Here is a 19,967-nt window from a genome sequence, read left to right as displayed (position 1 = left end):
TCACGAGCGCGGGATCGCCACGCCCCCGGTGCGGATGGTGCGGATCGCGGGGGCGACCGCCGCGCCCGCTCCCAGCAGGAAGCAGACCGCGATGACCGCGACGACCGGCTGCCACGGCACGGCGAAGGCGAAGGGCCCGGCCAGGCGCAGCAGGGCCGCCCCCAGCCCCAGCAGGCCGAGTGCCGTGGCCGCGAAGCCCAGCACCACTCCGACGGCCACCACCGCCAGCGCCTCCGCCACGACATACCGCAGCACCTGCGCCCGCGTCGCGCCCAGCAGCCGCAGGCCGCCCCGCTCCGCCGCCCGGTCGGAGGCCGCCATCAGCAGCGTGTTGACCAGCGCGATCACGGTGTAGCAGAGCATGATCCCCAGCACGGCCAGCAGGCCGAGCCGGCTCGCCGAGGCCTGCCGGTCGCCGGACTCCCGTTCCCACTCGGCCCTGCTCACCGCGCGGGCGTTGTGGCCGCGTACGGCCTGTTCGAGCGCGGCCCGTACGGCCGGGGCCGCCACCCCGGGGCGCGGCGTCACGTACGCGACGGAGGGCAGGGCGGAGAACGCGTGGGCGGGCGTGACATAGGCGTCGGCCGGCGAGTCGTCGCCGAGCACGCCGGTCACCGTCAGCGTGACCGGGCTGCCGTCCGCGCGCCACATGCGCACTCGCTGCCCCAGACTCAGCTCCCAGGTCCGCGAGACGACGATGGTGTCGTCGCGCAGCCCGGCCGTCGATCCGGCGACCAGCGGGACCGACAGCGCCGTGGACAGCGTGCCCGGCTCGACGGCCTGGGCGGGCCTGCGGATGAGCTGGGTGTCGCCTTCGAGGGTGTACACGCTGGTCTCGGTCTCGGTGGCCACGTCGGCGCCGGGGACGGCCCGCAGCCGCTCGACGAGCTGCCGGTCGAGCCCGGCGTCCCCGTCGGGAAGCACCAGGTAGCCGGCGCGCACCGGCCGGGTCTGCAGCGCCGACTTGGCGGCGTCGCTCATCGCGGCCCCGCCCAGCAGTGAGGCCGCGAGCGCCACGGTGACCAGGACCGGCGCGGCCGTGGCGGCGGTCCGCCCGGCCGAGGCCGCCGTTCCGCCCGCGACCACGACACCGCCGGCGCCGGGCAGCCGCTCCAGCGGCGCGACGAGCAGCCGGGTGACGGGCCGCACGAAGACCGGCGCGAGCAGGCCGAGCGCGGCGATGAGCAGCATGACGATCGGCATGAAGGTCTTGTTGTTCGTGGCCGACCCCGGGTCTCCGATGGCGTTCACCGCCATGCTGACCAGCGCCGTGCCGAGCAGGCCCAGTCCGGCGATCCACCGGGCCGGCGTCATCGCACGGGGTTCCACCGCCGCCTCGCGCAGCGCCTCGGCGGGCCGCACCCGACCGGCCCGCCGTGCGGCCACGGTCACGCCCGTCAGCGCGACCAGCACACCGGTGCCGAAGGCCACCCAGGCCGGTACGGACGACTCCGACGGCGTCAGCCACTCGGGCGCCATCCCGAGCGCGGCCAGCCGGTCGAGGATCGGCCGGGTGGTCAACGGGCCGAGGAACGCGCCCACCGCGGAGGCGGCCACCGCGACGAGGGCGGCCTCGCCGTACATCATCCGCCTGACCTGTCCCGCGGTCGCGCCGCTGGTCCGCAGCAGGGCGAACTCGCGCCGCCGCTGCCCCACCGCGAACGCGAACGTGGACGACACCACGAAGATCGCGATGAAGGCGGCGAACCCGGCGGCGATGCCGGCGATCGTGTTGACGTTGTTGCGCGCCCGCTCGTCGGCCTCGCGGAACGGGTCGGCCAGCGCCCGGTCCTGCCCGGTCAGCACCCGCGCCGTCCCCGCCACCGCCGTCCGCACCTCGGCGGCGGGCCGCCACAGCGCGAGCGCGTCCACCCGTGGCGACAGCCGGGCGGCGTGCGCGTCACCGAAGAACACGGTCGGTTGCGGCCCCGCCTCTGTGACGCCCACCACCCGGTACGTCGTGATTCCGGTCGCGGTGACCACCGGCACGCGCCGCCCGACCAGCGCCCGCGCCGCGGTGGGCCCTCGCCGCCCGGGCAGCGCTCCCGCGCTGATCGCGATCTCTCCGTCCCCCGAGGGCGCGCGGCCCGAGACGAGCGGCTGCGGCGCCGTACGGGCGGCCGACCAGGGCCTGCCCACCGCCGGCGGCCCGCCGGAGAGCCGTGCGGGGAAGACCCGGTCCACCACCGCGCCGGGGAAGCGGGCGGCGAGGTCGTCGCCGAGGCCGCGCGGCTCGGCAAGCGGCGCGCTGCTGCCGCCCCGCCAGGTGTCCACGGTGAGCCGGTCGCCGGGCACGACCACGACGGGTGCGGCGGCGTACCGCTGCGGCCCCCGCGGCGGTGACGTGATCCCGGAGGCCAGCACCTGGCCGAGCGCGGCGATCAGCGCGGCGCCCAGCGCCAGCGCGGCGAACGTGCCCGCGAAGGAGATCCAGCGCGTACGCAGCGTGGACCAGGCGATCCTCAGCATGACGCCTCCAGCTGCAGCATCCGGGTGGCGACCAGTTCGGCGGTGGGCTCGTACAGCTCGCCGTACACGCGGCCGTCGGTCAGGAACACGACCCGGTCGGCGTACGAGGCCGCCACGGGGTCGTGGGTGACCATGACGATGGTCTGGGCCTGCCGGTCCACCAGGGTGCGCAGCAGCCGCAGCACGTCACGGCTGGTGTTGGCGTCGAGGGCGCCGGTCGGCTCGTCGGCGAAGAGCACCGCGGGGCGGGTGACCAGCGCCCGCGCGATGGACACCCGCTGCTGCTGCCCGCCCGACATCTCGGCGGGCCGGTGCCCGGCGCGCTCGGCCAGGCCCACCGCGGCCAGGCTCTGCCGCACCAGCTCCCGGTCGGGGCGCCGCCCGGCGAGCCGCAGCGGCAGGCCCACGTTCTGTTCGGCGGTGAGCGAGGGCAGCAGGTTGAACGACTGGAACACGAAGCCGATCCGGTCCCTGCGCAGCAGCGTCAGCTTCCGGTCCCCGAGGGTCGCCAGGTCGCGGCCGTCCACGACCACCCGGCCCGCGCTGGGCCGGTCCAGCCCCGCCGCGCACTGCAGCAGCGTCGACTTGCCCGACCCCGAGGGCCCCATCACGGCGGTGAACGTGCCGACGCCGAAGCCGATCGTGACGTCGTCCAGCGCCGTGACGCCGTGTGCGTGGTGTTTGGTGACCGCGGTGAGATCGACCGCCTGGGTGGTGTTCACCCTGAGAACGCTAGGAACGCGGACGTCCGAGGGGTATCGGACACATGACCAGTGCCGTCATCGGATGCACCACCGCGCGATGATCAGGAGCACCGGGGTGCCCCGCGGATCGTGCCGCGGCGACCGCAGGAGGCGGAAGATCGGACGGATACGACCTAGGATGCCGGGGTGCTGTGGGGGCGTGCGACCGATCAAGCGGTGATCGACGGCTTGCTCGATCGGGCGCGCGCGGGACGCTCCGGCGTGATCGTGGTCCGGGGCGAGCCGGGCATCGGCAAGACGTCGCTGCTGGCGTACGCCGCGGAACGCGCCCGGGACATGGGCGGCATGCGCGTGCTGCGCGGCGTCGGCGTCGAGACCGAGGCGGAGATCCCGTTCGCCTCGCTGCATCTGCTGCTCGGGCACACGCTCGACCGGCTGGACGCGCTGCCCGCGCCGCAGGCGGCCGCCCTGCGCGGCGCCTTCGGCCTGGCTCCGGTGACCGACCACCGGCTGCTGGTGGGCCTGGCCGTGCTGTCGCTGCTGGCCGAGCTGGCCGAGGGCGGGCCGCTGCTGTGCCTGGTCGACGACGCGCAATGGCTCGACCAGGAGTCGGCGCAGGCGCTGCGGTTCGCGGCCCACCGGCTGCACGCCGAGGGCATCGTCATGGTCTTCGCCGCGCGTGACGGTTTCGACCCCTCCGGCCTGCCCGAGCACCGCCTGCCGGGCATCGACGCCGACAGCGCCGCCGCGCTGCTCGCCCACGCGGCCCCCGGGCTCGCCCCCGGCACCCGCGACCGCCTCATCGAGGAGAGCTGCGGCAACCCGCTCGCCCTGCTCGAACTCCCGCGTACGGACCTGCCCGCCTACGACCGCAGTCCGCTGCCGCTGCCCGCCCGCATCCAGCAGGCGTACGCCATCCGCATCGCCGAGCTGCCTCCGGACGCCCAAAAGGCGCTGCTGGTCACCGCGCTGACCGACGGCGGCGACCTGGACGTCGTCGTACGGGCGGGCGGGGAGCTGGGGATCGCGCCCGCCGCCCTGGGCGTGGCCGAGCGGGCCGGTCTGGTCAGGATCGACGGCGGGCGGGTGACCTTCACCCACCCGCTCATGCGCGCGGCGGCCTTCCGGCACGGCACCTACGACCTGCGGCTGGAGATCCACACGATCCTGGCGAGGCTGCTGGAGCATCAGCCGGACCGGCGGGCCTGGCACCTGGCCGCCGCCGCCACCGGCCCCGACGAGACGGCGGCACTGGCGCTGGAGCAGGCCGCGCGGCGCGCCAGGGACCGCCACGGCGACGCCGGGGCCTGCGCCGCGCTCGAACGGGCCGCCGAGCTGACCGAGGACCGCGCGCTCAAGGCGGGGCGGCTGACCGCGGCCGCCGTCGCCGCCGCCGACGCGGGCCAGTCCGGCCGGGCCAAGCAGCTCATCGAGCGCGCCGCCGCGCTGGTCACCGATCCCCGTTCCCGGGCCCGGCTCCGCGAGCTGCGCGCCCGCATCGCCTTCGACGAGGGCGCTCCGTACGTGGCCCACGAGCTGCTGCTGCGGGGCGCGGAGGAGCTGGCCGCGCTCGCGGCCGCGGACGCGGCGGACTCCGACGGGCAGGCGCGGCAGGACCGCGTCGCGGCCGGGCTCATGCTGACCGACGCCGCACGCAACGGCTGGCAGCTCGGCGACCCGGAGAGGGTCGCCGAGGCGGCCGCGCGCCTGCACGCGCTCGGCCTCCGTCCGGAGGACGGCCTCGATCCCGCCGTCCAGGCCGTGACCGGCGCGGCCGTGCTGCTGCGGCAGGGACCGGAGCGGGGGCTGCCCATCATGCGCGACATGGTCGCCAGCGGCGGCCGGATCACCTCCGGGGCGCACACGTTCCGGATCAACGCGGCCTTCGTCGCCCCGCTCGTCGGCGACTTCCGCACCGGGCACGACATCTCGGCCGCCATGGCCGCGGAGTGCCGGGCCGCCGGCGACATGGGCAAACTCCCCCTGGTCCACGTGACGCTCGCCGCCGCCGAGCTGTATCTCGGCAGGTTCAGGGACGCCGAGGCCACCGCGGCCGAGGGGCTGCGGCTCATCTCCGACACCGGGCAGCGCAACCGGGCGGGCTATCTGGAGGGCACGCTGGCCTGGCTGGCGGCCGTGCGGGGCGAGGCGGACCGGTGCGCCGAGCTCGCCGCCCGTTCGCGTGACCGCTTCGACGCCAACCACATCGTCAACGGCCTGGCCTGGGCCGAGTGGGCGCTGGCCCTGCTCGACCTCGGCCAGGGCCGGTTCGCCGAGGCTCTGGACCGGCTCGACGCCGCCATGTCCGGCCCGGTACGCCACCAGATCCAGGCCGTCTACTTCGCCCCCGACCAGATCGAGGCGGCCGTACGGCTCGGGGTGCCCGCGAAGGAGCCGCTGCGCCGGTTCGAGGAGTGGGCGACGGCCTCGGGGCAGGACTGGGCCCTGGCCGTTCTGCACCGCTGCCGGGCGCAGCTCGAGACCGGCTGGGAGCGGGCGCACGAGCACTTCCGGACCGCCGTAGGGCTGCACGCCGGCAGCGGCCGCCCCTGGGAGGCGGCCCGCACCGCGCTCGCCTTCGGGGAGCGCCTGCGCAGGGAGCGCGACAAGGGCAGCGCCCGGCCGCACCTGCGGGCCGCGTGGGAGACCTTCGAACGGCTGGGCGCCCGCCCGTGGGCCGAGCGCGCGAGCACGGAACTGCGCGCCACCGGAGACACCAGCTCCCCGACAGCGCGCGGGGAAGCGCTGTCGGCTCTGTCCCCGCAGGAGCTCCAGATCGTACGGCTGGCCGCGAAGGGCCTGACCAACCGCGAGATCGGCGCGCAGCTGTTCCTGAGCCCGAAGACCGTCAGCTACCACCTCTACCGGGCGTTTCCGAAGCTCAACGTGGCCAGCCGCGCCCAGCTCGCCGGCCTGGACCTGTCCTGAGCCGCGCACTCGGACTGCCTAATGAGACAACATCTCCCATTTGTCGGTCATTGTCGCCTGTTGCGGGACATACTGAACTCGACCCCGTAGGAACGCAGGGGAGGGCCCGCATGAAGGCCGAGGAACGCTGGCAGGCCAGATTCCGGGCACCGCGAGTGACCCTGCCCACCTGGGCACGCCACGCGCCGCACCGCGCCGTCTACCGCGGCAACGCCTCCGGGGCCTGGGAGATCTACGCCTGGGACCGGTCGAGCGGGCGGACCCGCCAGGTCACCGACCGCCCCCACGGCACGCGGTACGGCGCGATCGACCCGACCGGCCGGTGGATCTGGTGGTTCGGCGACACCGCCGGCGACGGGTACGGCGTCTGGTCGCGCCAGCCGTTCCACGGAGGCCCCGACGAGCCCCTGGTCATGCCGCCCGGCCACCCCTGCGGGCTCGCGCTCGCCTCGGACGGCACCGCGGCCGTCGGCCGCTCCTCGCGGGACGGCTTCGAGATCCTGCTGGCCAGGCCCGGCGAAGAGCCGGTCACGCTGTATCGCCACGACGAGTACGCCGCCGTCGCGGACATGTCCCTCGACGGCTCGCTCATCGCCGTCAACCACAGCGAGCACGGTGACGTCCTGCACCCGGCCGTACGGGTCGTAAGGGCGAACGGCTCCACGGTCGCCGAGCTGAACGACGGACCGGGCAGGGGCGTGACCGGCGGCAGGTTCGCCCCCGTCCCCGGCGACCGGCGCCTGCTCGTCCTGCACGAGCGCCGGGGCCGCCGCGAACCGCTCGTGTGGGACCCGGTGACCGGCGAGCAGCGGGAGATCTGGCTGCGGGTGCGCGGCGACATCTCGGCGGACTGGTACGACGACGGCCGGGCCCTGCTCATCGTCCACCGCCAGCGGGGACGCACGGAACTGCTGCGCTACGACCTCGCCGGAGGCGGCCTCACCCCGATAGAGAGCCCGCACGGGGTGATCGAGGCGGCCGCGCCGCGCCCCGACGGCACCGTCGAGTACGCCTGGTCGAGCGCGTCCCACCCGCCGGTCGTCAAGTCGAGCAGCGGCCACGTGGTCCTCAGCCCCGGGCGCACGCCGCCGCCGTCCGTGCCGCTGGAGGACATCGACGTGGAGGGCCCTGGCGGGCGCATCCACGCCCTCGTCTCCCGTCCCGAGCGCGTGGCCGCGCCGTATCCGACGGTGTTCCTCCTGCGCAGTCACGGGGGGCGGCTCGCGGAGTTCGGCGGCGGTCCGGGCGGCCAGGACGACGACTCCTTCAAGCCGCGGGTCGCGGCGTGGGTGGACAGCGGCTTCGCGGTGATCCAGGTCAACCACCGGGGATCGGCGGGGTACGGCTCGGCCTGGCGCGACGCCCTGCGCGGCGACATCGGTCACATCGAGCTGGCCGACGTGGCGGCGGTGCGCGACTGGGCGGTGGAGCGGGGCATCGCCGACCCGGACCGCCTCGTGCTCGCCGGCACGGCGTGGGGCGGCTACCTGACCCTGCTGGCGCTCGGCACCCAGCCGAAGGCCTGGGCGGCGGGGATCGCGGCCGTTCCCATCGCCGACCACGCCGCGGCGTACGAGGAGGAGGCCGAGTGCCTGCGCGCGGCGCACCGGGCGCTGCTGGGCGGCTCCCCGGCCGAGGTGCCCGAGCGGTACGCCGCGTCCTCCCCGATCACGTACGCCGACATGGTGGAGGCGCCACTGCTGGTCATCACAGGGGACGAGGACCCCCGCTGCCCGGGACGGCATGTGGACGGCTACGTGCGGGCGCTGACGGACCGCGGCGGGGACGTCTCGGTCTACCGGTACGCCGCGGGCCCCGGCGCGCCGACCGTGGAGGAGCGGATCCGGCAGATGACCGTGTCCATCGACTTCGCGGTCCGATCCCTGCAGGCCCGCGGCTGATACCGGAAGGCCCGGCCGAATGCCCCGGATTCGCATCCGTACGCTGCCGCGGCCGAAAGAGCCTGTGGTCGGCTCAGATCGTTTGATATCCGACCGATATCGGCCATGAGTCGCTGCTGCATTTGGCATTTGATTTGACGGAATTGGCAACCCAAGGGCCGTAAACCGTGGTGTAACCACCGCTACTGTTCTGACAGAAGAGCAGGACGCGCGTCTGGGTCACTCCGGTACCGCTGCACAGCGCCCAGCCGGTGCCGCCGCTGGATAGGCACAGCTTTGATGGATATCCATAGGGAATGGCATGCAATTCGCGTGAGCGATTAACGGGCCGGTCCCGGGGCCGCAGATTCAAGCCCGGAATGGGGAAACAGTCCGTCGAGACGCCGAAAGGGCCGCCGAACAACCGGCGGACGACGGCGGTGCTCCGCGGCCTCCGCGGGGCACCGCCGTGTCCGCGAGTGCGGTCAGGGCGCGCGCAGGACGAGGATGGCCAGGTCGTCGGCGCTCGGCTCGGGCGCGAAGTCCTGCACGGCGCGGCGGATGCGCTCGGCCACCGCACGGGCGGACAGGTCGGCGCACTCGGCCAGCAGCTTGGCCAGGCCGCCGTCGTCGTCGAGCAGCCGGTCGCCCGACCGCCGCTCTGTGACACCGTCGGTCACGCCCAGCAGCACGTCGCCGGGGGTGAGCCGCAGGTTGTCCTCCTGGAACTTCGCCTCGGGGAACACCCCGAGCAGCGACTGCGGCGAGGCGACGACCTCGACGACGCCGTTCGGCCGCAGCCGCAGGGCCTCCGGGTGACCGGCGGAGACGAGGCGGATGTCGAGGCCCTCCGGCACGACCGTGATCTGACCGTGCAGCAGGGTCAGGAAGCGGGCGCGCTCCCCCTCCTCCAGGATGGCCTGGTTGAGCCGGCCCACGACGGCGGCCACGCCGTACCCCTCGCGGGCGAGCAGCCGGAGCGTGTGGCGGGCCAGCCCGGTCACCGCCGCGGCTTCGGGCCCCGTGCCGCAGACGTCGCCGATCGCGAAGCGCCAGACTCCGTCGCCGATCGGGAACAGGTCGTAGAAGTCGCCGCCGACCTCGTTGTACTCCCCGGCCGGCTCGTAGATCACGTGGAAGTCGAGCCCCGGGGTCGTCGGTTCGTCCGGCGGCAGGAGGCTGCGCTGGAGCGCCCGGTTGGCCGCCGCCTGCTGCGCGTACAGACGGGCGTTGTCGAGCGCCAGCGCGGCGCGCCTGCTGAGGTCCTCGGCGATCTGCATGGCCTCGTCGGGGAAACGGTCGCGCCGGCCCAGGCACATCACGCCGAGCCGCCGCCCCCGCGCGGTCAGCGGGTACGCCAGCGCCTGCCAGTCGCTCATCGGCAGCACGGCGGGGTCGTCGTCCCCCGGCAGCGCGATCTCCTCCAGTTCCTCGCGCATGGCGTCGATCTGGGTCTCGTCGGCGTGCCAGAGGTAGGCGGGCCGCAGCTCCCCCGATCCGTCCTGGGCGGTGTAGACGGCGCACCAGCTCGCGAGGCGCGGCACCACGATCTGCGCGACGATCGCCGGGACCATCTCCGGGTTGAGCGTGCCCGCGAGCAGGTCGCTCGCGTCCGCGAGGAAGCCCAGCCACCCCGGGCCGTGCGCGGCCTCCAGCAGCCACTCGTCGCTCTGCACGGGCTCCCCGCCCGGCAGGTCCAGCCGGGCCCAGCGGGTGCGCAGCGACGAGGTGAACGTGACACCCCACGCGACGGCGTCGGCCGGCGGACCGAAGTCCTGGCCGTCCGTCTTCTCCCGCACCTCCACCTGGATGGACTCGCCGTGGTGCAGCCACACGATCTCGAAGGGCGCGCCGGCCGCCTCCGCGACCAGTTCGCCCACCAGGCGCTCGGCCTCGGGCAACGCCGACATGGCGGCCCACGCGGTCATGACCTCACGCGTGAACCGCTTCGCATCGGGTACGGCCGTCTCGCCCGGCGTGAAAGACGCCGCCAGGACGGCTCGAGGGGTAGTTGTCACCACCATTGTGCTTACCACACTTCCGGCTGACCTCGGGTCAAACAAGAGGGCCCCGCACCCCACGGAACGTGACAGACTGGCATGGAGTCCGCGGCTGGACAGGCCGTATGAGGCCCTAGACCGTGGTCGCGTCAGCCCCGATCGGGGTAAAGGAGGCTAGATGTCGCCCGCCAACGCCGAGCTGGCCGGGACCGAACGGGTCTACCGCGAATCCGATCTCGTCCCCTTCCTGGAGACGCTCATCACCTGGCGGGACGGCGATTTCCGCCGCCGTGTCTCCCACGCCCCGCCGGGAATCCTCAGCGAGATCCGGCTGCTGCTCAACGAGGTGGCGGACCGGCGCGAACACCTGGCCAACGAGCTCGCCCGGGTGCGCCGCGAGATCGTCAAGGAGGGCCGGTTCACCGAACGGCTGAGCCCCGGGCCGGGCGTCGGCGCGTGGGCGGAGAGCGTGGGCTCGGTCAACGACCTCATCGACGCCATCGTGACGCCGGTCAGCGGCGCCGCCGACGTCATCGACGCTGTGGCCAAGGGCGACCTGTCCCGCCGGATCGACGTGGACCGCGCGGCCCGCGGCGAGGTACGACGGCTGGGCAAGGCCATCAACGGCATGGTCGACCAGCTCTCGCTGGTCACCTCGGAGGTGACACGGGTCACGCGCGACCTCGGCACCGAGGGCAAACTGGGCGGCCGGGCCAACCTGCGCGGCATGTCGGGAAGCTGGCGCGACCTCACCGTGGCCGTCAACACGATGTCCGACCGCGTCTCCGCTCAGGTCCGCGACATCGCCGAGGTGACGACCGGTGTCGCCCGCGGCGACCTGAGCCGCAAGGTCACCGTCGACGCGGTCGGCGAGATGCTGGAGCTGAAGCACACCGTCAACACGATGGTCGACCAGCTGTCGGCGTTCGCCGAGGAGGTCACCCGGGTGGCCCGCGAGGTGGGCACCGAGGGCAAGCTCGGCGGCCAGGCGCAGGTCCGCGGCGTGTCGGGCGTCTGGAAGGACCTCACCGACAACGTCAACTTCATGGCCAACAACCTGACCTCCCAGGTCCGGCAGATCGCCGTCGTCTCCACCGCCGTCGCGCAGGGCAACCTGACCAAGAAGATCACCGTCGACGCCCAGGGCGAGATCCTGGAGCTCAAGGAGACCCTCAACACGATGGTGGACCAGCTGTCTGCCTTCGCCGACGAGGTGACCCGCGTCGCCCGCGAGGTCGGCACCGAGGGCAAGCTGGGCGGCCGGGCCGAGGTGAAGGGCGTGTCGGGCGTCTGGAAGGACCTCACCGACAACGTCAACTCGATGGCCAACAACCTGACCTACCAGGTGCGCAACATCGCCCAGGTGACCACCGCCGTCGCCAACGGCGACTTCACCCGCAAGATCGACGTCGACGCCCAGGGCGAGATGCTCGAGCTCAAGAGCACCATGAACACCATGGTCGACCAGCTGTCGTCGTTCGCCTCCGAGGTGACCCGCGTCGCCCGCGAGGTGGGCACCGAGGGACGGCTGGGCGGCCAGGCGCAGGTCCGCGGCGTGTCGGGCATCTGGAAGGACCTCACCGACAACGTCAACTTCATGGCCAACAACCTGACGTCGCAGATCCGGCAGATCGCCGTCGTCTCCACCGCGGTGGCGCAGGGCAACCTGTCCAAGAAGATCACCGTGGACGCCCAGGGCGAGATCCTGGAGCTCAAGGACACGATGAACACGATGGTCGACCAGCTGTCGGCGTTCGCCGACGAGGTGACCCGGGTGGCCCGCGAGGTGGGCACCGAGGGACGGCTGGGCGGCCAGGCGCGTGTCCCCGGCGTGTCGGGCGTCTGGAAGGACCTCACCGACAACGTCAACTCGATGGCCAACAACTTCACCTACCAGGTGCGCAACATCGCCCAGGTGACCACCGCCGTCGCCAACGGCGACCTCACCCGCAAGATCGACGTCGACGCCCAGGGCGAGATCCTCGAGCTCAAGAGCACCATGAACACCATGGTCGACCAGCTCTCCTCGTTCGCCTCCGAGGTGACCCGCGTCGCCCGCGAGGTGGGCTCGGAGGGCCAGCTCGGCGGCCAGGCCCGGGTCGAGGGCGTGGAGGGCACCTGGAAGCGGCTCACCGAGAGCGTGAACGAGCTGGCCGGCAACCTCACCACCCAGGTGCGCGCGATCGCCCAGGTGACCAGCGCCGTCGCCCGCGGCGACCTGACCCGGTCGATCACCGTCGAGGCGCCCGGCGAGCTGGCCCAGCTCAAGGACAACATCAACACGATGGTCGCCACGCTGCGCGAGACGACCAAGACCAACCAGGAGCAGGACTGGCTCAAGTCCAACCTGGCCCGGATCTCCCGCCTCATGCAGGGCCACCGCGACCTCATGGAGGTCGCCCGGCTGATCATGAGCGAGCTCACCCCGCTCGTCTCGGCCAGCCACGGCGCCTGCTACCTCTACGACGACGGCCGGCTCAATCTCATCGCCGGGTACGGCATCCAGCCGGGCTCGACCCCGAAGCCGAGCTTCGAACTGGGCGAGGGCATCATCGGCCAGGCCGCGCTGGAGACCAAGCAGATCATCCTCGAAGGTGTGCCGGTCGACTCCATCACGGTCGAGACCGGGCTCAGCCGGTCGAACCCGGCACAGATCGTCGTGCTGCCGATCCTCTTCGAGAACCAGGTGCTCGGCGTCCTGGAGATGGCCTCGTTCACCCAGTTCAGCGAGGTCCACCTGGCGTTCCTCACCCAGCTCGTCGAGACCATCGGGGTCACGATCAACACGATCATGGCCAACTCCCGTACCGAGGACCTGCTCACCGAGTCGCAGCGGCTCGCGATCGAGCTGCAGGAGCGCTCCGACGAGCTGCAGCGCCAGCAGGAGGAGCTGCGCCGGTCCAACGCCGAGCTGGAGGACAAGGCGGCGCTGCTGGCCAAGCAGAACCGCGCCATCGAAATTCAGAACTTCCAGATCGAGCAGGCACGGCGGACGCTGGAGGAGCGGGCCGAGCAGCTCGCGGTGTCCTCGCGATACAAGTCCGAGTTCCTGGCGAACATGTCCCACGAGCTGCGCACCCCGCTGAACAGCCTGCTCGTGCTCGCCAAACTGCTCACGGAGAACGACGAGGGCAACCTGACCCCGCAACAGGTCGAGTTCGCCCGGACCATCCACGACGCCGGTTCCGCGCTGCTCCAGCTGATCAACGACATCCTCGACCTGACGAAGGTCGAGGCGGGCCGCATGGACATCCATTCTCAGACGATGTCGCTGTCCGCGCTGGTCGACTACATGGAGGCCACCTTCGCGCCGCTCGCTCAGGACAAGGGCCTGTCGTTCGCGGTCGAGGTCGACCCCTCCGTGCCGAACGAGCTGAGCAGCGACGAGCAGCGACTGCAGCAGGTGCTGCGCAACCTGCTGTCCAACGCGGTGAAGTTCACCCACCAGGGCGCGGTCAGGCTGGAGGTGACCCGCGCGCCCGCCGACGTCCCGTACGTGGACGAGAAGCTGCAGGGCGCGCAGGAGGACATGCTCGCCTTCAGGGTCGTGGACACCGGCATCGGCATCGCGCCCGACAAGCTCGAAGTGATCTTCGAGCAGTTCCGCCAGGCCGACGGCACGACCAGCCGCAAGTACGGCGGCACCGGCCTCGGCCTGTCGATCTGCCGGGAGATCGCCCGGCTCCTCGGCGGCGAGATCCACGTCGAGAGCGTCCCCGGAGAGGGCAGCACGTTCACGTTGTACCTGCCCCCCAGCTACACGGGGCCGCTCGCCGCGCCCGACGGCGGCGCGATCGCCGCTCCGCCGAAGCCTGACGGCCGCGAGAACGAGGGCCCCGACCTGCACGTCAAGGACATCCTCCCGGAGATCCCCCTTCCCACCGACCTGCCGCTCCTCCAGTACACGCCGCTCGTCGACAGCCACGACTGGCAGGGGGACGACCCGCTGGCCGGGGCGAAGATCCTCATCGTGGACGACGACATCCGCAACGTCTTCGCGCTGACCAGCGTGCTGGAGCGGCACGGCTCGACCGTCGTGTACGCCGAGAACGGCCGCGAGGGCATCGAGCAGCTCGAACGCAACGAGGACGTCGCGCTCGTGCTGATGGACATCATGATGCCCGAGATGGACGGCTGGGCCACGACCTCGGCGATCCGCACGATGCCGCAGTTCGCCGACCTGCCGATCATCGCCTTGACGGCGAAGGTAATGCGGGGCGACCGCGAGAAGAGCATCGCTTCTGGCGCCTCCGACTACGTGCCCAAGCCGGTCGACGTCGACCGGCTGCTCGAACGACTGCGCGGATGGCTCATGCGCGGCCGCAGCGGGGGCACAGAACGAACGAGGGGCGTGCCGTCCCCGGAGTCCCGTGACGCCCAGGAGGCGTGATCGATGCCTGAGCGTGCCAGGGTCCTGCTGGTCGACGACCGTGAGGAGAACCTGATCGCCCTGGAGGCGATCCTCAGCTCGCTGGACGTCGTGCCCATACGGGCCCGGTCCGGAGAGGAGGCCCTGAAGGCCCTCCTGTCGACCGACTTCGCTCTCATCCTGCTCGACGTGCGCATGCCCGGCATGGACGGCTTCGAGACCGCCGCGCACATCAAGCGGAGAGAGCGCACCAGGAACATCCCGATCATCTTCCTGACCGTGGTCGACAGCGCGCCCGACTACGCCTTCCGCGGGTACGCCGCCGGGGCCGTGGACTACCTCACCAAACCGTTCGACCCCTGGGTGCTGCGCGCCAAGGTCGCCGTGTTCGTTGAGCTCTACACGATGAACCGGCGGCTCGCCGAGCAGGCGGCGCTGCTGCGGGAACGCCTGTCAAGCGAGCTTCCGGACGGCGGCGACCACACCTCCGTACTCGCTGAACTGGCGAACCGCGTCACCGCCGTGGAGGACGAGTTGCGGCGGGTGCGTGAACTGGCGGACAAGTCCGGCGACACGCCCCTGAACGGCGCGGTCGCCGAGCTGGGCGAGCGCGTCGCCCACCTGCGCGCGGGTTTCGACGCCCTCGGCTGAGCCCACGCGCATCTGCCCCCCGGCGCGCGCCTGACGCGCGCGGGCGGTGCGAATGCCTGACAGGCCCGGGCGTGCGTCCTTGTCCATGAGCTTCCGGATCACGTCCAAGGTCATGAAGGTCGCGTATCGCCGGGACCCGTCGGGAAAGGTGATCGTGGCGTTCGCCTGATCGGCCGTGTCCGGCCCATAGCCTTGCCAAGCCGGAATGGTCATCTCGAACAGAGGGTCTGCGATCGTGTAGAAGGTCCCGTCGAAGCTGATCATCGCTCCGCCTCTCTGATCCGGTGGCCGTAACAAGATCGCGCCCGACACTGAGGTATCGCAAGAGCGGCCTAGGTGTACTCCCCAGGGAGGTTGGTGACGCGGCTGACGGGTGGCTGCGCTTTCAGCGCAGAGGTGGAGGCCGGCGAGGTAGCTGCCAGGGGTAGTTCGTCCATGGTGCCCATGGCTGGTTCCCTGTTCTTGGCCGGGGCAGCCCTCAGGCCACCCCGGCCGGTGATGAGTCAGACGGGGTCGATCGCGAGGTCGGTGACCTGGTCGTCCTTGATGCCGAACACGAACGCGAAGGACAGAGGCCCGCCGGGGAACTCACCGTCCCCGGAGGCCACCAGGCGGTCGCCCGCGAACGAGGTCGGCGTGATCACGATCTTGGGGTTGATCAGGTGCCCCTGGATCCACTCGCGGATCTCGGCCTCGCCGGCGTAGGTCGTCCCGTCATCGCGCACGGTGGCCCCGTCGCCGAAGACCGCGGCCAGCGCGTTCGCGTCGTGCGCGTTGGTGGCCGCGATGAAGTTCTCGACAGCCTTGGGAAGGGTGATGTCGTCCATTTCTGCTCTCCGGTCTTCTCGGGTGACAGGACGCGGGCGCGTCCTGGTACGTCCCTGCGGCACCTCAGCAGCACGATGACGATGCGGGCGGCGACCGCCACAGGCCGTGCAGCGCGGTGACCGGCTCGAGGTGCCGAGCAGGGGTCAAGTCGGCATAGACATGCGCGGGGCGCTTACTGGGATGAAGGCTTCGTCGGGTCGGTTGTGTGTGGTAACTCAATCCACCCCGACGAGGCTCCTCACGTTCTGGCAACAGGCTTAGAAGTCCGCACTGCGCGAGAGCTCTTCGTTCGCGCGCAGCTCCGCGAGTGCGTTCTCGTGCATCGCAACAACGACGTCGTAGCCAGAGTTGCCGAGCACGATCCGTTGCGGCGGAACGGGTGCGTTCATCGCGCTGATCACGGCCTGCACTCCGCGTTCAGGGTCACCCTCTTGCCTGCCGTTATGTTCCACGAACGCCGCCTTGACGCCCTCGACCAGCGGCACGTAGGCGTCGACGGTCTCGTTGACGGGCTCGTTTTGGAAGCCGGCGTAAGCCTTGGTGCGGAACGCTCCCGGCTCTACGACGAGCACGCGCACACCGAACGGCTCAACTTCATGGCGCAGTGTCTCCGACAGTCCTTCGAGCGCGAACTTCGCCGCTGAGTAGTAGCCGAACCCCTGTGCGCCGACGAGGCCTGCCACCGACGACATGTTCACGATCCAGCCGTCGCCGCGTGCTCGCATACCAGGCAGGACCGCGCGTATCACCTCGACCACGGCGAATAGGTTGAGGTCGAACGTGCGGCGGATCGTCTCGTCGGGGGCCCCCTCGACCGAGCCGAACCAGCCACGGCCCGCGTTGTTGACGAGCACGTCGATCCCGCCAAACCGCTCCTCTGCCGTCTTGACCGCCGCACGCACCTGCTCGGCATCGGTGACATCGAGCTGGAGAACCAGCACACGGTCGCCGTACGGTTCAGCCCATTCCTGCAGTTCAGAGGGCCGACGTGCTGTCACCACCACCTGATCGCCCTGTTTCAGTGCAGCCTCGGCATAGACCAGGCCGAACCCTCCGGGTGTCCCGCCGGTGACGAACCAAGTCCTCATGGACTTCTCCTCTCGCTATAGCGAGCAATGTAGCGCTATATGGGCTACTATAGCAAGCATGCAGAACGCACGGGATCGACTCCTGCTCGTCGCGGCGGAGTTGCTGGAGAGCGGCGGCACGGTGTCCACGAGGGCGGTGTGCGAACGCGCCGGGGTGCAGGCCCCGACGCTGTACCACCACTTCGGCAGCAAGCAGGGCCTGATTGACGCCGTGCTGAACCACGGCTTCACCCAGTACACCGCGATCGAGAGCTCTGGCGACCCGCTGGACGACCTGCGCGAGGGCTGGGACAGGCACGTGCGGTTCGGGCTGGAGCACCCGTCGTTCTACGGGCTGCTTTACGGCCGCGTCGAACCGGGAAAGCCCTGCGCCGTCACCGCTCCCGCGCACGCCGCGTTGCGCGACCGGTTGACCGCCGCCGCCGCCCAGGGCCTGCTCAAGGTGCCAGCAGACGAAGCCGCCGAACAGGTGCTTGCCGCCAACGTCGGCATCACGCTCACCTTGATCAGCCAGCCGGAGCCGGACTTCAGGCTGTCCGAACGCGTCCGCGAGGCCGCGCTGGCCGGAGTCCTGCACACGCCCTCCGCCGACGCCCCCGCGACCCGTGCGAGCGCCGCACTGACGTTGCGTGCGCTGGTCGGCAACGACCCGGGCGACCTCACCCCTGGCGAACGCGCGCTGCTCGGCGAACTGCTGGACCGCCTGGCCCGCTAGAGCACGCGGTGTTCCTCAGAGGGGCCGCACGACCTCGTCGCTCCGGACGCGCGGCCCCGCCCGGATGTGCCGCTGCGCTACTTGGTTTGAATTGTCAGCCAGGACTCTCAACACGCGCGAGCCCGTGAAGGCCTGACGTGCGCGGGCGCGTGAATGCCTGACGTGGATGGGGGCGTGAATGCCTGACGTGGATGGGCGCGTGAATGCCTGACGTGGATGGGCGCGTGAATGCCTGACGTGGGTGGGGGCGGCCTTGGCGATTCGCCGTCGGCAGGAGACGTCACTGCGCCGGCCGGAAGCTCCGGTCCTCGCGAAGCCCGCTCCGCTGGGCCTTCGCTGCGGTCCTCCCTCCCGCCCGCTCCGCTCCTCCCCGCCGCACCCGTGCGCCCGGGAGCGAGGACGGCCGGGTCAGCGGCGGGCGCGCTCGAGGGCGTCCCAGAAGCCGCGGCGCAGGGCGTGCCGGACCTCGTCGTGCAGCAGGAAGTCGATCGGCAGTGAGGACCCCTGCAGCAGGCGGGCCTCAAGGTCGGACGGCATGCGGGGCTTGCGGGCGAGCACGGCCTCCAGCCACAGGGCGGGCGCGTCCCGGGCGACCGACTCACCGAAGTCGTGGCCCTCCTTGTGCGCCGCCTTGACCGCCTCGGCCAGCGTCGTGGTGCCCCCGGTCTGCACCGGCACCGGCGCGGGCTGAGGGCCCGTGTACGGTCCCAGCTGGGAGGGCGAGTAGCCGGAGCCGTACTGGCTCTGCACCGGGCTGCTCGGCGGCGTCTGGGCCCCCGAGGGCGGCGACGGCGGGGTGGACGCCGGGGGAGCCGGCAGCGGCGTGCTCACGGGTGGCGGAGCCTGCCGCGGCTGCAGGGGCGGCAGGCCCTGCGGTTGCTGGGACTCCGGCGAGTACCCGTTGTAGGCCGGTGGGGACGGCTGCGCGGGAAGGGCCGGACGCGCGTGGGACGCGGAGGACCGGCCGCCACTGTGTGCGCCCGTGCCCTGAGGAGTGCCCGTGCCCTGAGGAGTGCCCGTCGCATGAGAGCCCGTGCTTTGGGAGCCCGTCCCCTGAGTGCCCGTCGTATGAGAGCCCGTGCTCTGAGAGCCCACGCCTTGGGAAGTGCCCATTCCATGAGAGCCCGTGCTCTGAGGAGTGCCGGTGCTGTGAGCGCCGCTTCCGTGAATGCCCGTGCCGTGCGATCCGGAACTGTACGTTCCCGTGCCGTCCGTCCCTGTGGCGGGTGTCCCTGCGGAGTGTGTCCCTGTGGGGTGGGGTTGCGTGACGTTGAACGCCGTGCCGGACGCGCTTGTGTCGTGCGACGCGCTCGGCGACTGAGCGCCGAACGATCCCGTCGCCGGATTCGCCCCACCCGGGAGGGCGGTGGCGGCGTGGCTCCCCTGAGACTGGGTCGCGCTCGGCTGTGTTCCGTTGTGTTGGGAGCCGTTCTGCTGGGAGCCGTTGAAGGAAGTGCCGTTGGACAGCGAACCGTTCCCGAGGGGGACGAGGCCATTGCCGTGGGACTGGCCGTTGCCGTGGGACTGGCCGTTGCCGTGGGACTGGCCGTTGCCGTGGGACTGGCCGTTGCCGTTGCCGGAGCCGGGGGCCGTCCCGGTCAGCATCGTGACGTACGGCCGCAGATGCCCGCTCACGATCTCGACGAGGTCGTCGCATTCCTGCCGCAGGGTGCGCGCCGCCGACCAGGCGCCGTCGGAGGCGATCTGCATGACGGTCACGCGGATGCCGAGATCCTGCGCGTCGCTGATCACCTGGGTGAGGTCCTCGTCGCCGCTGACCACGACCGCGTCGCAGACCGCGTTGTTGCGTGCCAGGGTCATGAGGTCGCGGTGGACCTGGGCGTCCACACCCTCCCGCCGGCCCGGCCGGATCCGGCCGAGACGAAGCTTGAGCCCGGGAATGTCCGCCAGCACGTCGTGCTCGGGCGTACGGAGGCCCTCGACGGTCGCCTCGTACCAGTAGCAGCGCAGGAGCGGCAGGCCCGTACGCTCTCTTGACAGGTTCGTCAGGAACTGCAGCAGGCCCGGATAGTCCCAGGAGACGGCCTCGCGATGGCGGGTCCCATGGACGGCCATCGCGCCGTCTGCCAGCAAGTAGCCGGCGTCAACGAACAGCGCGCAGCGATCCACGCGACACCGCCCTTCCTACGTGGCCCTCTCAGGGTAGTCAAGCGTGTCTTCCCGCGAGGGTGATTCCCGGCGATTCAGCCCTCGCCCGCCTGGTGGGGGTCGGGATGCCAACGACCCTGGGATCGGAAGCGTTAACGCCGACCGTACCAGTTTGTCCAGGTATCGCCTCCCACCAAATTGTTATAGAACGAGGGGACATTCGCGC

Annotated in this window: 11 protein-coding genes; 5 read left to right on the top strand and 6 right to left on the bottom strand. The window is 71.7% G+C overall.

Features of this window, described 5'->3' with window-relative positions; all coding sequences use genetic code 11:
• Window positions 1-2,469 carry an FtsX-like permease family protein gene (locus tag ACQPZZ_RS02630; protein ID WP_432928578.1) on the bottom strand — a complete coding sequence of 823 codons (2,469 nt, stop codon included), beginning with the start codon at window positions 2,467-2,469 and terminating at the stop codon, window positions 1-3.
• Window positions 2,463-3,191: an ABC transporter ATP-binding protein gene (locus ACQPZZ_RS02625; protein ID WP_432928576.1), complete on the bottom strand. Its 729-nt coding sequence runs from the start codon at window positions 3,189-3,191 to the stop codon at window positions 2,463-2,465. The genes ACQPZZ_RS02630 and ACQPZZ_RS02625 overlap by 7 nt, the downstream gene beginning before the upstream one ends.
• Before the next feature lie 168 nt (window positions 3,192-3,359).
• On the opposite strand from ACQPZZ_RS02625, the gene ACQPZZ_RS02620 reads away from it, so the two are divergent.
• Window positions 3,360-6,101, top strand: a complete 2,742-nt coding sequence (locus tag ACQPZZ_RS02620) for an AAA family ATPase (RefSeq protein ID WP_432928574.1) — start codon at window positions 3,360-3,362, stop codon at window positions 6,099-6,101.
• A gap of 110 nt (window positions 6,102-6,211) precedes the next feature.
• Complete coding sequence (locus tag ACQPZZ_RS02615; RefSeq protein WP_432928572.1) at window positions 6,212-8,002, top strand: prolyl oligopeptidase family serine peptidase; 1,791 nt, start codon at window positions 6,212-6,214, stop codon at window positions 8,000-8,002.
• A 464-nt stretch (window positions 8,003-8,466) separates the two neighbouring features.
• Here the strand turns inward: ACQPZZ_RS02615 and ACQPZZ_RS02610 are convergent, their stop codons facing one another.
• On the bottom strand, window positions 8,467-10,005 hold the full coding sequence (locus ACQPZZ_RS02610) for a PP2C family protein-serine/threonine phosphatase (protein WP_432928570.1): 1,539 nt from the start codon (window positions 10,003-10,005) through the stop codon (window positions 8,467-8,469).
• 154 nt (window positions 10,006-10,159) lie between these two features.
• On the opposite strand from ACQPZZ_RS02610, the gene ACQPZZ_RS02605 reads away from it, so the two are divergent.
• Together ACQPZZ_RS02605 and ACQPZZ_RS02600 are read left to right on the top strand one after the other, a co-directional pair.
• Entirely contained in the window at window positions 10,160-14,371 is a 4,212-nt protein-coding gene (locus ACQPZZ_RS02605; RefSeq protein ID WP_432928568.1) for a HAMP domain-containing protein, read from the top strand.
• Between the two features lie 3 nt (window positions 14,372-14,374).
• Window positions 14,375-15,001, top strand: coding sequence for a response regulator (locus tag ACQPZZ_RS02600; protein ID WP_363635041.1), 627 nt, complete (start codon window positions 14,375-14,377; stop codon window positions 14,999-15,001).
• Window positions 15,002-15,504: 503 nt separating this feature from the next.
• On the opposite strand, the gene ACQPZZ_RS02595 is transcribed toward ACQPZZ_RS02600, so the two are convergent.
• Together ACQPZZ_RS02595 and ACQPZZ_RS02590 are read right to left on the bottom strand one after the other, a co-directional pair.
• The gene (locus tag ACQPZZ_RS02595) at window positions 15,505-15,828 is read right to left on the bottom strand and encodes a nuclear transport factor 2 family protein (protein WP_354842435.1); all 324 of its coding nucleotides are present in this window, start codon (window positions 15,826-15,828) and stop codon (window positions 15,505-15,507) included.
• Window positions 15,829-16,086: 258 nt separating this feature from the next.
• On the bottom strand, window positions 16,087-16,917 hold the full coding sequence (locus ACQPZZ_RS02590) for an SDR family NAD(P)-dependent oxidoreductase (protein ID WP_432928565.1): 831 nt from the start codon (window positions 16,915-16,917) through the stop codon (window positions 16,087-16,089).
• A gap of 58 nt (window positions 16,918-16,975) precedes the next feature.
• Between ACQPZZ_RS02590 and ACQPZZ_RS02585 the strand changes: the two genes are divergently transcribed.
• Window positions 16,976-17,632, top strand: a complete 657-nt coding sequence (locus ACQPZZ_RS02585; protein WP_432928563.1) for a TetR/AcrR family transcriptional regulator — start codon at window positions 16,976-16,978, stop codon at window positions 17,630-17,632.
• A gap of 408 nt (window positions 17,633-18,040) precedes the next feature.
• Here the strand turns inward: ACQPZZ_RS02585 and ACQPZZ_RS02580 are convergent, their stop codons facing one another.
• On the bottom strand, window positions 18,041-19,762 hold the full coding sequence (locus ACQPZZ_RS02580) for an NYN domain-containing protein (protein ID WP_432928561.1): 1,722 nt from the start codon (window positions 19,760-19,762) through the stop codon (window positions 18,041-18,043).
• Window positions 19,763-19,967 lie beyond the last annotated feature (205 nt).

The sequence above is a fragment of the Microbispora sp. CA-135349 genome (genome assembly GCF_050947365.1).
GTDB lineage: Bacteria > Actinomycetota > Actinomycetes > Streptosporangiales > Streptosporangiaceae > Microbispora.
The sequence above is the reverse complement of the archived record's forward strand: the minus strand, read 5'-3'. Positions and strand labels throughout refer to the sequence as shown.

Bases quoted from the DNA above. Each gene is read 5' to 3' on its own strand.
- ACQPZZ_RS02630 (WP_432928578.1), bottom strand. From the start codon at position 2,469: ATGCTGAGGATCGCCTGGTCCACGCTGCGTACGCGCTGGATCTCCTTC.
- ACQPZZ_RS02615 (WP_432928572.1), top strand. From the start codon at position 6,212: ATGAAGGCCGAGGAACGCTGGCAGGCCAGATTCCGGGCACCGCGAGTG.
- ACQPZZ_RS02610 (WP_432928570.1), bottom strand. From the start codon at position 10,005: ATGGTGGTGACAACTACCCCTCGAGCCGTCCTGGCGGCGTCTTTCACG.
- ACQPZZ_RS02605 (WP_432928568.1), top strand. From the start codon at position 10,160: ATGTCGCCCGCCAACGCCGAGCTGGCCGGGACCGAACGGGTCTACCGC.
- ACQPZZ_RS02600 (WP_363635041.1), top strand. From the start codon at position 14,375: ATGCCTGAGCGTGCCAGGGTCCTGCTGGTCGACGACCGTGAGGAGAAC.
- ACQPZZ_RS02595 (WP_354842435.1), bottom strand. From the start codon at position 15,828: ATGGACGACATCACCCTTCCCAAGGCTGTCGAGAACTTCATCGCGGCC.
- ACQPZZ_RS02590 (WP_432928565.1), bottom strand. From the start codon at position 16,917: ATGAGGACTTGGTTCGTCACCGGCGGGACACCCGGAGGGTTCGGCCTG.
- ACQPZZ_RS02585 (WP_432928563.1), top strand. From the start codon at position 16,976: ATGCAGAACGCACGGGATCGACTCCTGCTCGTCGCGGCGGAGTTGCTG.